Annotated in this window: 12 protein-coding genes; 5 read left to right on the top strand and 7 right to left on the bottom strand. The window is 72.7% G+C overall.

Annotated elements, in window-relative coordinates:
* Positions 1-22: 22 nt before the first annotated feature.
* The 5 genes from H4W80_RS16995 to H4W80_RS16975 all read right to left on the bottom strand — a co-directional run bounded on the left by H4W80_RS16995 (position 23) and on the right by H4W80_RS16975 (position 4,355).
* Positions 23-478, bottom strand: a complete 456-nt coding sequence (locus tag H4W80_RS16995) for a hypothetical protein (protein ID WP_192785984.1) — start codon at positions 476-478, stop codon at positions 23-25.
* Between the two features lie 76 nt (positions 479-554).
* Positions 555-1,103 carry a GNAT family N-acetyltransferase gene (locus tag H4W80_RS16990; protein ID WP_192785983.1) on the bottom strand — a complete coding sequence of 183 codons (549 nt, stop codon included), beginning with the start codon at positions 1,101-1,103 and terminating at the stop codon, positions 555-557.
* A 43-nt stretch (positions 1,104-1,146) separates the two neighbouring features.
* Entirely contained in the window at positions 1,147-1,854 is a 708-nt protein-coding gene (locus H4W80_RS16985) for a sirohydrochlorin chelatase (RefSeq protein WP_318786908.1), read from the bottom strand.
* A 163-nt stretch (positions 1,855-2,017) separates the two neighbouring features.
* Positions 2,018-2,950 (bottom strand): SPFH domain-containing protein, encoded by a 933-nt coding sequence (locus H4W80_RS16980; RefSeq protein ID WP_192785982.1) that lies wholly within the window; start codon positions 2,948-2,950, stop codon positions 2,018-2,020.
* 70 nt (positions 2,951-3,020) lie between these two features.
* Positions 3,021-4,355 (bottom strand): MFS transporter, encoded by a 1,335-nt coding sequence (locus H4W80_RS16975; protein ID WP_192785981.1) that lies wholly within the window; start codon positions 4,353-4,355, stop codon positions 3,021-3,023.
* A gap of 102 nt (positions 4,356-4,457) precedes the next feature.
* Between H4W80_RS16975 and H4W80_RS16970 the strand changes: the two genes are divergently transcribed.
* The 5 genes from H4W80_RS16970 (at position 4,458) to H4W80_RS16950 (ending at position 8,188) form a co-directional block, all read left to right on the top strand.
* On the top strand, positions 4,458-5,123 hold the full coding sequence (locus tag H4W80_RS16970) for a GntR family transcriptional regulator (RefSeq protein WP_318786907.1): 666 nt from the start codon (positions 4,458-4,460) through the stop codon (positions 5,121-5,123).
* A gap of 10 nt (positions 5,124-5,133) precedes the next feature.
* Positions 5,134-5,508 (top strand): DUF2203 domain-containing protein, encoded by a 375-nt coding sequence (locus tag H4W80_RS16965; protein WP_192785980.1) that lies wholly within the window; start codon positions 5,134-5,136, stop codon positions 5,506-5,508.
* A 78-nt stretch (positions 5,509-5,586) separates the two neighbouring features.
* Entirely contained in the window at positions 5,587-6,588 is a 1,002-nt protein-coding gene (locus tag H4W80_RS16960; RefSeq protein ID WP_192785979.1) for a WD40 repeat domain-containing protein, read from the top strand.
* Between the two features lie 5 nt (positions 6,589-6,593).
* A complete protein-coding gene (locus tag H4W80_RS16955) occupies positions 6,594-7,577 on the top strand; it encodes a WD40 repeat domain-containing protein (RefSeq protein WP_192785978.1) in 984 nt (327 codons plus the stop codon).
* 65 nt (positions 7,578-7,642) lie between these two features.
* Positions 7,643-8,188, top strand: a complete 546-nt coding sequence (locus tag H4W80_RS16950) for a CGNR zinc finger domain-containing protein (protein ID WP_318786906.1) — start codon at positions 7,643-7,645, stop codon at positions 8,186-8,188.
* A 23-nt stretch (positions 8,189-8,211) separates the two neighbouring features.
* On the opposite strand, the gene H4W80_RS16945 is transcribed toward H4W80_RS16950, so the two are convergent.
* Both H4W80_RS16945 and H4W80_RS16940 read right to left on the bottom strand, forming a co-directional pair.
* On the bottom strand, positions 8,212-9,498 hold the full coding sequence (locus H4W80_RS16945) for an MFS transporter (RefSeq protein ID WP_192785977.1): 1,287 nt from the start codon (positions 9,496-9,498) through the stop codon (positions 8,212-8,214).
* 69 nt (positions 9,499-9,567) lie between these two features.
* On the bottom strand, positions 9,568-10,335 hold the full coding sequence (locus H4W80_RS16940; RefSeq protein WP_192785976.1) for a VOC family protein: 768 nt from the start codon (positions 10,333-10,335) through the stop codon (positions 9,568-9,570).
* Positions 10,336-10,387 lie beyond the last annotated feature (52 nt).

Genomic DNA, 10,387 nt, shown 5'->3' with positions numbered 1-10,387 from the left:
CGGCGGGGCGCGCCCCGCCCCGCTAGAGGTAGGTCCTGGTCGCGCTCACCAGCTCGGGGGTGGCGTCGCGGGTGTCGAAGGAGAGGGCGGAGTCGGGGGTGCGCTCGCGGACGTCCTGGTCGCGGATCGCGAACACGGCCGGGGCGACCCCCACGTCGCCGTAGCGGCCGGTGACGGCCTCGCCGATCGCCCGGCGCACGTCGCCGACCACGTCACGCGACGTGTGCCCGGGACCGGAGGCGGCAAGATAGCCCAGCATGCCCGCGAAGCGCAGCTCCGCCTCGGCCGCCGGGCGCTGCTCGGGCAGCACGGGACGGTCCAGCCAGAACACCTTGCCCGCGAGGAACGCCTCGTAGTCGTCGCCCTCGTGGCGCAGCACGCGCGCCGTCTCGGCGAGCAACTCCCCGAACTCGGCCAGCTCCGACTCGGGCGGCAGGTCCGTGGTGACGAACAGGGGCACGATCAGCGCGTCGAGCATTGGACAATCCCTCCGTGAGGAGGCTCATCGTAGGACCCGCGACCGACAATCCCGGCTCACGCCACTCCCCGTGGCTCTAGCGTTCGGTCCACTCGTCCTGTAACGCCGAGTGCACGATCGAGTCGCGCCACCCGTTCGGCGTGTGCACGTGGTGCCGGATGCGGCCTTCCTCGACCATCCCGGCGGTCAGCATCGCGAGCTGGGCGGGTAAGTTCGACGGGGAACGGGCGCCCCAGACGCGGTGCAGCCCGAGCTGCTTGAAGCCGAACGACAGCAACAGGCGCACGAGGTCCGTGCCGACCCCGCGCCCCCACTGGTCGGGGTGGAGGCCGAAGCCGATCTCGGCGCTGTGCGGGTGGTCGGCCTCGATGTGCAGGCGGGCCACCCCGATCACGTCGCGGCGGGCCGTGTCGATCACGGCCAGCACGTAGAGCCGGCGTGGCTCGGCCGCGGCCGCCTCCAGGGCCTGGGCGACCAGCCCCGCCACCTCGCTCAGGCTGCGGGGCGCGAACGGCATGTGCTGCGTGGCAGCGGCGTCGCCGTAGACGGCGTGCAGCGCGCTCGCGTCGGCCTCCGTGACGTCACGGAGGCCGAGCCGTTCGCCGTTGTAGACCACCCGCCGCATTCGCCGACGGTAACGCGAGTCCCGTGATCTCTACAAGCCCTTGTCAAGTGGCGAGTTGACTCCCGTAAGCGCGGGCGACAAGCTCGGCGACGGCGCTGTGCGCGCCGAGCGGCTCCGCGTGCCCGGCGTTGATCGAGGCGGCGGCCTGCTCGACGATCCCGGCGGGGGCCTCGTGGCCGATCAGGCAGGGTGCGATGGCCAGGCGCTCGGCGCCCGCCGCGCGCAGCCGCTGGGCCGCCATCGCGACGCCCGGCTCGCTGTCGAGCGAGGCCGAGACGACCGGCAGCGTGAGCCTGGAGGCCAGGAGCACCGCCGTGGCCTGCACGGAGTGCACCGCGCGCTCCCCGCCCACCGTGGTGAGGATGACGGCGTCCACGGGGCTGGAGACGTTCAGCAGCCGTACGCGGTCGGCCCTGGCCAGGCCGCGCTCGGCGAGCCTGATGTGCAGGGCCTCGGCCAGCAGCGGGTGCGGGCCGAGCGCCTCGGTGACGACGGCGCCGCTGCCGCTGGCCGCGACCGCCTTGCCGATCTCAGCCAGGACGACCGGATCGTCCCAGGTGAGCAGGGGCACGATGACGGCGTCGCGGCCGGAGGGCAGGGAGTCCGCCAGGTCGGTCACGCTCGTCAGCCGCACCTCGATCTGGGGGTGGTCGACGCGTACCACGGCCGCGATCTCTTCTGCCACGCCGGCCGTGGCGCCGGGGGTGGCGAGCACGAGCATGGGGGCGTCCGGCGGCAGGGACGTGGGCACGGGACGGCGGTGGCGACCGCCGCCCGGCCGGGGGGAACGTTCACGTACAGGCAGGCTCACAGCCGCGCAGTTTATGCGTATTAGGTGGAGGTTGTTCTGTGAATAGGTGGCGATTCCGTCACAACCCAGACGCTGCGCGCAAAACGAGTCAACCACACCTTGACTACCGCGACGGAACCACCACCGACTGGGGATTTCCGGGGGCGTACACCGTGATGCCCTGCGGCAGCGACTTGAGCTTCTCGATCTCCGCGCACGCCGGGCACTTGTCGTAACCGTCCTGCCTTGCCCGGTTCGCGTCCGCCTCCGCCCTGGCCTGGGCGACCTTCGCCTGCGCCTCGGAGACGGCCGCCGAGGCGGCCAGTGAGCGGTCCACGGCCTGCTGCACCTCGCCCGGCAGCGTCACCTTGGCCAGCGTGAAGCGCAGCCCGGTGAGGAAGTCGCCGCCGAGCGTGGCCGGCAGGTCGCGGGCCAGCGAGGCGTCGACCGCGTTCTGGACCTTGACGATGTTGGCGTTGCTGTCCTGCGGCTTGAGCGTGGAGCTCTCCAGCAGCGAGCAGGACGGCACGAGCTCGGCGCAGCGCATGGCGCCGATCTGGCCGCGCAGCGCGTTGTCGATCACAGGGCGGACCGCCTGGCCGAAGAACGCCGACCAGCCCTCGTCGCCTTCCCACGCGTAGAGCGAGCGGTCGTCCTGGGCGCGGAAGGTGCGGGTGCCGTATTTGTCGTCGAACCTCTTCAGCGCCTGATGGTCCAGGTTGAGCGTGAAGTAGAGGGTGCCTTCGATGCCGAGGCTCACCCCGTCGCTGCTGGGCACCGTCACCACGTCCACGCCGAGCGTCGTGGCCCGCTTGGGGTCGGCGGTGATCGTGTAGAAGCGCTGCTGCGCCGGGTAGAGGTGGGTGGACGACCACAGGCCGGTCCAGGTCAGGCCGGAGCCGGGGTCGATCACCTGGCGCACCTGGTTGTCGTCGAGCGGGCCGCCGTCGCGGACGACGGCCACCTCGCCGCCGCCCGTGCTCTCCAGGCCCCCCAGGCCCCCGATGAGCAGGGGGACGGCGAGGAGCGCGGCGACGAGGATCAGCGCGATTCTCATCAGTACCCCTTCCGCGCGGGCGGCGTTGGCAGCCGCCGCCCGCGGCTTTCGCGGCGTTTCCCGGCTGAGCTCAGGCGAACGGTCCCACCTGGCCGGGCAGGGAGGCCTTGGCCTTGGGAGCGGGCTCCTCGGCCAGGTCGAGGTCGCGGGTCTCCGGGGCGATGGCCAGGCCGAGGGCCGTGACCGCCAGGGCGGCCACCACGTAGATCGACACCGCGACCGTGGTCCCGTACGTGTCGAACAGGCTGAGGGCGATGATCGGGGCCAGGGCGCCGCCGACGATGCCGGCCACCTGGTAGCCCATGGAGGCGCCGCTGTAGCGCAGCCGCGTGCTGAACAGCTCGGCGATGAAGGCCGCCTGCGGCCCGTACATGGCGGCGTGGGTGACGAGCGCGACCACGGCGGCCAGCGCGATCAGCGGGAACGACCTGCTGTCGAGCAGCGGGAAGAACGCGAACACCCACACCGCCGCGCCCACCACGCCCGCGAAGTAGACCGGCCGCCGCCCGAACCGGTCCGACAGCGCGCCGGCCAGCGGGATCAGCACGAGCTGCAGCGCCGACCCGATCAGGACCGCGTTGAGCGCGTACGAACGCGGCAGCTTCAGCACCGTGGTGAGGTAGACGATGATGTACGCGGTGAACGTGTAGAAGGCCACGTCCACCCCGATCCGCGCGGTGAAGGCGGACAGCAGGGCCCGCGGATGCGTACGCAGCACTTCGAGCAGCGGCATCTCCGCCTTGGCGCCCTGCTTCTCGACCTGGGCGAACAGCGGCGACTCGGTCACCCGCAGCCGCACCCACAGGCCCACGAACACCAGCACGCCCGACAGCAGGAACGGCACCCGCCAGCCCCATGACAGGAACGCCGCGTCGGACAGCGTGAACGACAGGAGCGTGAGCAGCCCGGTGGCCAGCACGTATCCGGCGGGCACGCCGACCTGCGGCCAGCTCGCGTTGAAGCCGCGCCGCCGCCCGTCGCCGTGCTCCAGCGACATGATCACCGCGCCGCCCCATTCGCCGCCGAGCCCCAGGCCCTGCACGAACCGCAGCACCGCCAGCAGGATCGGCGCCAGCACGCCCGCGCTCGCGTAGCCGGGCAGCACGCCGATGAGGAACGTCGAGACGCCCATCACCAGGAGCGTCACCACCAGCACGGTCTTGCGCCCCGCCCGGTCGCCGAAGTGGCCGAACACGACGCCGCCGAGCGGCCGGGCGACGAACGCCACGGCGTTGGTGGTCAGCGACGCCAGCGTGGCGTTGAACGGGTCGAGAGCGGGGAAGAACAGCTTGGGGAAGACCAGGGTCGCCGCCGTGGTGTAGAGGAAGAAGTCGTACCACTCCAGCGACGTTCCGATCAGGCTGGCGAGGATCACCCGCCGGGTCTGTTGCGCGGAGCCTGCCATTCGATCGCTCCTTGTTCGTCTAGGGGGTCCTCTTCAACATAAGAATCGTTGAACAATTCGACAAGAGGTTTGCTCCATGATTCGCTGTTAATTGTGGATAACGTGGTTGCCGATCTCTCTCAGGACCGCCCCCGGCTGGGCCGCAGCAGCACCGCGGAGCGGGTGGCCGACATCCTGCGCGACCGCATCAGCGAGGGCTTCTTCCGCCCGGGGCAGCGGCTGTCGGAGGAGTCGATCTCGGAGGGGCTCGGCGTGTCGCGCAACACGCTGCGCGAGGCGTTCCGGCTCCTCGGCCACGAGCGGCTCCTCGACCACCGGCTCAACAGGGGCGTGTTCGTCCGGCTCCCGTCCGCCGAGGACGTCGCCGACCTCTACCGCGTGCGCCGCGTGCTCGAAGGGGCGGCCGTGCGGCGCGGCCCGGGTCCCGAGGCGCTGGCCGTGATCAAGGAGGCCGTGCTCGACGCCGAGCGCGCCGCCGAGCAGGACGACTGGCAGGGCGTCGGCACCGCCAACATCCGCTTCCACCAGGCGCTCGTCTCGCTGAACGAGAGCCCCAGGATCGACGAGGCCATGCGCCAGCTCCTGGCCGAGCTGCGGCTGGTCTTCCACGTGATGGAGAACCCGCGGGCCTTCCACGAGCCGTTCGTCGACCGCAACCGGACCCTGCTCGGGCTCCTGGAGTCGGGGCGGGCCGAGAAGGCCGCCGCGTACCTCGACGACTATCTCGACCACGCCGAACGGCTGCTCATCGAGGCGTACACGCCGTAACGTCTGTGGCATGGACCGGATCTTCACCCTTGACGAGGCCCGCGAGCTGCTTCCCGGCGTCATGCGTGACGCCCGCGAGGTGATCGCCGCCCGCGCAGACCTGGCCGAGATCGACTTCGACCGGCGGACCACGGGCGGCTCCCCGCTCGGCGGCCTGCCCGAGATCAAGGGGCTGCAGGCCCGCGTCGAGGAGATCCTCAGCGGGTGGAACGAGCAGGGGATCGAGGTCAAGGGCATCGCGCCGGTGCTGGTCGACTTTCCCGCCGTGATCGACGGGGTGTCGGTGCGGCTGTGCTGGATCGAGGGCGAGCGGGAGCTCGCCTGGTACCACCGTACGGAGCTCGGCTTCGCGGGCCGCCGCCCCCTGGACCCCGGGAGGGCGTGAGCCGCAGCCGTGGCCGATCCGTGACCAACCGGGTACGGCAAGTGGGTGTCTAACGGAGTGAACGAAAGGATCACACCGATGAGGCACCCCTCAGCGACCGCGGCCCTGCTGGCGTCCGCGGTCATCGGCGGACTGGGGCTCGCGCCCGGCGCGGCCCACGCCCAGTCGACGTCCCCGGAGGCCCGCGCCGCCTGGGTCAAGACCTGCACCCACAAGAAGGACGACCTCGACCATCCCTGCGGCCACTGGCAGCTGATCATGCGGGACGGCCGGAAGGTCGCCGTGCCCGGCGCGGCCACCTCCCAGATCGATGCCAAGGGCAACGAGGTCCACGACACCAACACGTTCGCCATCAGCGCCGACGGCCGCGTGATGGCCTACGAGCGCAAGAGCGACCACCGCCTGGTCGTCCAGCCGGTCGCGGGCGGCCCGGCCAGGACGCTGCCCAAGGCGGCGGTGCCGAAGGGCTTCGGCACCGCCGACATCGGCGTCTACCTGTCCCCCAAGGGCGACACGGTCGTGATCGACTACGGCGACGAGCCCGTCCGGCTGCCCGCCAAGGTGATCACGGTCGCGACCGGCAAGATCGCGACGCTGCCCCGCGGGGAGGGCATGGCCGGGTTCAGCGGCGACGGCGACGAGGTGCTGACCAGGCGCTACCTGAGCGACAACACGCTCCGCCTGAGCGCGCACCGGCTCGGCGGCGGCTCGATCAAGGCGACGCCGCCCCAGCTCGTCGCGAACGCCCCCACGCTCGCCCTGGCCCCCGACGGCCGGACGGTGGCGGTGTTCACCGCGGGCAACGCCGACAGGAAGAAGCGGCCCAGGGTGCGCACCTACGACCTGCAGACCGGGCAACTGACCGGCGGCGCGGACCTGCCGCTCGCGCCCGGCGTGCCGCCGGACCTCGCCTGGTGGGGCGCGGACGGCGTGCTCCACGCCACGCTGGGGAGCGATGACGTCGGGGAGCCGGCGGTGATACGGGAGCTCACCGTCGATCCCGGCTCCGGGGCGGTCAAGCAGACCGGCCGCTACACGATCAGCAAGACCAGGTTCCTCTATGTGAAGGCGGGGGAGTGAACGACATGAAAGCCAAGATCTTCGCGGTCCTCGCGGCCGCCGTGGTCGCGGTGCCGGGGGGCGTCGCGTACGCGGAGCCGCACGCGCAGGCGGACCACGCCCACCACGGGCACGACAGCGTCCGGTACGCCGCCATCAAGAGCTGCGGCAAGGACGGGGACGCCAAGCCGTGCGGCGACTGGCGGCTGGTCATGCACGACGGCAGCCAGAGCACGGTGCACGACGCCCAGACGGTCGCGCTCGACGCGAAGGGCAAGAAGCTCAGCTACGCCTCGGCGCCCATCGCGGTCAGCGGCAACGGGCAGCGGATCGCGTACCTCACCAAGACCGGCAAACTGGCCGTGCGCACGCTCGGGGGCGGCGTCAAGCTGTTCGCCAAGGACGCGCTGCCCCGCGTGGACCAGAGCACCATCACCCTGCGCCTGTCCGACGACGGCGCCCGGCTGGCCGCGGTCATCTCAGGCGAGAAGGTGCAGAGCACGCGCGTGTTCGACACCGCCACCGGCGCCCGGCTCGGCTCCGTGCCCGGCAACCTGATCATGCTGGGCTTCAGCGGCGACGGGGGCGAGGTGCTCACCAGCGCCGACGCCGACGAGGGCGTCACCGACCTGGCCGTCTACAGCGACACGGGCGAGCAGCTCGTGCGCGGCACGCCGCCGCAGGTCGTGTCGTCCAACTCGCCGCAGGCGCTGTCCGCCGACGGCCGCACGGTCGCGGCCGTCGTGGCGGGGAGCAAGCCGCAGCTCGTCCTGTACGACATGCAGAGCGACCAGGTCGTCGACCGCAAGAAGCTCACGCTGCCGGCCGGGGACATCGACATGGTCGACTGGACCGGGGACACCCAGGTCACCGTCCACCTGGTCCAGTACCTGGAGAGCGGCAACAAGATGACCATCGTCCAGATCGACACCGAGACGGGCGCGGTCAAGGTCCGGGACCGGTACCGGATGCTGAAGGGCATGTTCGTCTTCGCGGCGTGCGGCGGCTGAGGCGGCGCGGGGCCCGGGGAGGCGGCGGGGACTCCCCGGGCCCGCACTGGCATAACCTTCTCGAGGTGGAGGTTCACTCGACCAAGGCGATGGCCGCCCGGGCCGTCGACCTGTGCGTGGCACTGCTGCACGAACGGCCGTCCGTCGCGTCGGTGTCGCGGGTGCTGCGCGACCACGGGGAGACCGGGGACCTCGACCTCGGCGAGGCCGACGTGACCGCGATGCGGGCGGCGGCGGCGCGGCTGCGCGAGGTCCTGGGCGCGGCCACCGTCGGCGAGGCGGCCGGCCTGCTCAACCGGCTGCTCGCCGCATCGGCCCGAGCGCCCAGACTCACCAGCCACGGGGACGCGACGAGCTGGCACGTCCACGTCGACAGCGGGGACGACGCGCCGTGGGCGGAGTGGTTCCTGGCGTCGTCGGCGATGGCGCTGGCGGTGCTGCTGGCCGACCATCAGCGCGTTCCCGGCGGGCTGTGTGCCTCGCGGGGGTGCGGGCGGCCGTACCTGGACCTCGGGGGCGGCAGCCCGCGACGCTACTGCAGCGCCCGCTGCGCCACCCGCGAACGCGTCGCCGCCCACCGCTCCCGCACCTCACCGCCCACCCCGGGCTGAGCGCGGCGCTTGCGCCGGTCCCGCTATCGCGGCGCTTCCGTCGGGGAGCCCTTCTCGCGGCGCCCGGCCATGAGCACGACCACGGCAGCGGCCTGCAGCGCCGCGCCCGCCACCAGGGCTGAGCTCGCCGAGTACGCCGCCAGCGGTCCGGCCAGCGCGGACCCGATCGCGAACGAGGTGATCTTCAAGCTGGCCCCCGTGGTGAACACCTGGCTGCGCAGGCGGGCCGGCGCCTCGCGATGCCGTACCGAGAACAACGCGGTGAGCTGCGGCCCCTCGCCCGCTCCCGCCACCGCCGCGGCGACCACCGCGGCCCAGAACGCCCCGGCCCCGAACGCCCCGGCCCCGAACGCCCCGGCCCCGGCCGCCAGCGCCATCCCCGCGCCGAGCACCGCCGTCCCCCAGGCCAGGACGCGGTCCCACCGCCGCACCCGGCCCCACGCGGCGATCGCCGCGTTCGCGGCCAGCCCGGACGCGGCGGTGACGGCCAGCAGCAGCGCGCCGTGGCCGCTCTCGCCGGTGAGCTCGGCGCCGAGGACGGGGGCGGAGACGACCAGCATGGCCAGGCCGCAACACGAGATCGCGGACCCCGCTGTCGCCCGACGCAACGGCGCGTTCCGCCAGATGACGGCGAACCCCTCGACCAGCTCCGCCCGAACCGCCCGCCCTCGACCGGCCGCGCCGCCCTCGGCGGGCGAGCCGTGCGCGGCGGGGTGAGCGTCTGCGGCGGCGGGCGAGCCGGGATCAGCGGGTACGGCGGCGGGTGCGGCCGGGCGGGACCGTACGGGAGGCAGGCTCCAGGCGGCCGGCAGCGCGGCGACGAGCAGCCCGGCGCACACCAGCACCGTCGCGCCGCCTCCGCCCGCGCTCGCCACCAGCCCCACCACGGCGGGCCCGGCCAGCCCGGCCACGTTGTAGCTCATGGAGTCGAGCGCGGTGGCCCTGCTCAGGCGTTCGGGACCGGCCACCCGGGGCAGCTGCGCCGTCCAGCCGCCGGTCAGCGCGGGCCCCAGCAGCCCGGCCACGACCGCCACGCCGATCAGGGCCGCGTCCGGCACCCGGCCCAGCCCGTACAGGACCAGCAGGAGCCCGCCGGCGTACCCGAGGAGGCAGCACGCGAGCAGCCGCCCCGGCCGCCGCGCCCGGTCGAGCAGCACCCCGAGCAGCGGTCCTCCGGCCGCGGCTGAGACGGTCAGCCCGGCCAGCAGCCAGGACGCCGTCAGAGGAGACCCGGTGACGGCCAGCCCGGCGACCAGGAGCGCGGGCCCGGACATCTCGTCCCCGGTGCGCGCGGCCACCGCACCGGTCATGTAACGGCATAACACAGTGAAGACGTTACAGGACGGCAAGGGCGATCGAGTGGCGTCGCTCGTAAGGGGTCAGGCCGAGCTGGTGATGACCGCGAAGCGGGCGCCGTACGGGTCGGCGAGGAAGGCCATGCGGCCGATTCCCGCCACGTCCGTCGCGGGACCCCGCATCGTGCCGCCGAGCTGCTGCGCCATGGCCGCCGTGGCGTCGCAGTCGGCCACCTCGAAGTACGGCAGCCAGTGCGGGCTGTCACCGGGCTGGAGCTGGACGATCCCGGCCATCGCCGACTCCTCGCCGCCGTCGGCGGGCGAGATGACGGGGTAGGACAGGTCGCCCATCGGCAGGTCCTCGACGCGCCAGCCGAAGACCGACTGGTAGAAGGCCCGGATGGCGGCGGGGTCGGGGGTGTAGAGCTCGATCCAGCCGAGCGAGCCGGGTGCGGTGACCATGCCGAGCCCCTTCGTCCTGCCCGGCTGCCACACCGCGAACGCGGCCCCCGTGGGGTCGGCGAAGACCGCCATGCGGCCCTGGCCCTCGACGTCGCTCGGCGGGAAGAGCACCGTGCCGCCCGCCTGCTCGATCGTCTTGGCGATCACGTCGACGTCGGGCGCCTGGAAGTACGTCAGCCACGCCGGGGTCCAGCCGTCCTTCGTCACCTCGCTGATCCCGGCGACCGCCTTGCCGTCGACCTGGCAGAAGCGATACTGCATGTACTCGGGGCCCAGCGTGACGGACTCCCAGCCGAACAGCCCCGTGTAGAAGGCGTTCGCCGCCTCCGCGTCGGGAGTGATGACCTCGATCCAGCAGGGGGCGCCCGGTAGGTAGTCGGTGGTGAGCATGGCCTGCTCCTTCGCGTGACTTCGCGTGACTTCGGGTTGCTTCGTGTGACGA

This window comes from Nonomuraea angiospora, from assembly GCF_014873145.1.
GTDB classification, from domain to species: Bacteria; Actinomycetota; Actinomycetes; order Streptosporangiales; family Streptosporangiaceae; genus Nonomuraea; species Nonomuraea angiospora.
The sequence above is the reverse complement of the archived record's forward strand: the minus strand, read 5'-3'. Positions and strand labels throughout refer to the sequence as shown.

Coding starts and splice junctions, on each gene's coding strand:
- H4W80_RS16995 (WP_192785984.1), bottom strand. CDS start 478: ATGCTCGACGCGCTGATCGTGCCCCTGTTCGTCACCACGGACCTGCCG.
- H4W80_RS16990 (WP_192785983.1), bottom strand. CDS start 1,103: ATGCGGCGGGTGGTCTACAACGGCGAACGGCTCGGCCTCCGTGACGTC.
- H4W80_RS16980 (WP_192785982.1), bottom strand. CDS start 2,950: ATGAGAATCGCGCTGATCCTCGTCGCCGCGCTCCTCGCCGTCCCCCTG.
- H4W80_RS16975 (WP_192785981.1), bottom strand. CDS start 4,355: ATGGCAGGCTCCGCGCAACAGACCCGGCGGGTGATCCTCGCCAGCCTG.
- H4W80_RS16965 (WP_192785980.1), top strand. CDS start 5,134: ATGGACCGGATCTTCACCCTTGACGAGGCCCGCGAGCTGCTTCCCGGC.
- H4W80_RS16960 (WP_192785979.1), top strand. CDS start 5,587: ATGAGGCACCCCTCAGCGACCGCGGCCCTGCTGGCGTCCGCGGTCATC.
- H4W80_RS16955 (WP_192785978.1), top strand. CDS start 6,594: ATGAAAGCCAAGATCTTCGCGGTCCTCGCGGCCGCCGTGGTCGCGGTG.
- H4W80_RS16945 (WP_192785977.1), bottom strand. CDS start 9,498: ATGACCGGTGCGGTGGCCGCGCGCACCGGGGACGAGATGTCCGGGCCC.
- H4W80_RS16940 (WP_192785976.1), bottom strand. CDS start 10,335: ATGCTCACCACCGACTACCTACCGGGCGCCCCCTGCTGGATCGAGGTC.